Raw genomic sequence first — 838 nt, 5'->3', positions numbered from 1 at the left:
CGATGGTCGTGACTGCCAGGAAAGCTGCGGCTAACACCAGCAGCGCGGCATAGTCGGAGAACCCCGGTTTGGAACTGCGGAAAAGATGTTTCATATAGCAACCCTTTCAAGGCTGTTTTGCGCGGCAGGGACGGGCGTTGTGCGCAGCAGTAATTCGTCCCGCAGATGTTTGCCCAAGCTCCAGAGGCCGAAGCCAGGCGCGACGTCGATGTAGCCCTAATTGCTGCCCCAGACGCTGGCCATATGGAGCGCATGGCCAACGCACATCCAAGGATCGTCTCGGCTGGCAACAACGATGGTCGCTATCTGCAGGGGTTGCTCGGAGGTTGCACAAAAATGGCCAGCCCAGTCGTAGCCCTCTGTTTCGGACAGGGGTACAAGCAGCGCCGCCCCCAACCTCTGCCAGTGCGGCGCGGACGATCCATCAAGCCTCGGAACGATCAGCGTCTTGGTCATCTGGTGGTCCCTTCTGATCCGACTCATCACAGTTAAGTCTAGCAGGATTGTCGTGATTTTGAATTCCAAAAATCGCCGCAAAGGAGAACGTCCTGCTTCATTGCGCCGGATCAATGGTAAAATGTGTCACTCTTCCGGATGGCAAGGTTTGAACCCGAAAGCTTGGGACCTTTGCCGAACGACCATCTCATCGGTGCGCATTTCGCGCGATCTTGGGCACGAGCTTCTCGCCATCGTGGGCAGCCATTTCGCGGATGCGGRCAGGCTGGCCGGCGACTTCATGGAGTCAGGCTTGATCGGTTCGGTCAAGCGGTTTCGTGATGTTGGCCCGGCGTCTGAGGCTTTCTCCTGAGAGGAGAAGTCGGTGGACATTGTGGACGAG

2 protein-coding genes are annotated in these 838 nt (G+C 57.6%); one reads left to right on the top strand and one right to left on the bottom strand.

Going from position 1 to position 838, the window contains the following annotated elements; all coding sequences use genetic code 11:
• Positions 1 to 216 precede the first annotated feature (216 nt).
• Positions 217 to 456 carry an alpha/beta hydrolase gene (locus AC1DVR_RS23675; protein WP_478003075.1) on the bottom strand — a complete coding sequence of 80 codons (240 nt, stop codon included), beginning with the start codon at positions 454 to 456 and terminating at the stop codon, positions 217 to 219.
• A 52-nt stretch (positions 457 to 508) separates the two neighbouring features.
• Between AC1DVR_RS23675 and AC1DVR_RS23670 the strand changes: the two genes are divergently transcribed.
• On the top strand, positions 509 to 808 hold the full coding sequence (locus AC1DVR_RS23670; RefSeq protein WP_478003074.1) for a hypothetical protein: 300 nt from the start codon (positions 509 to 511) through the stop codon (positions 806 to 808).
• Positions 809 to 838 lie beyond the last annotated feature (30 nt).

The organism is Rhodobacter sp. P2_H5 (genome assembly GCF_056403335.1).
Note: the sequence above shows the minus strand (reverse complement) of the source record. Positions and strands in the feature narration are given on the sequence as shown.

Excerpts from the sequence above, each read along its gene's own strand:
- AC1DVR_RS23675 (WP_478003075.1), bottom strand. The coding sequence starts at position 456 with ATGACCAAGACGCTGATCGTTCCGAGGCTTGATGGATCGTCCGCGCCG.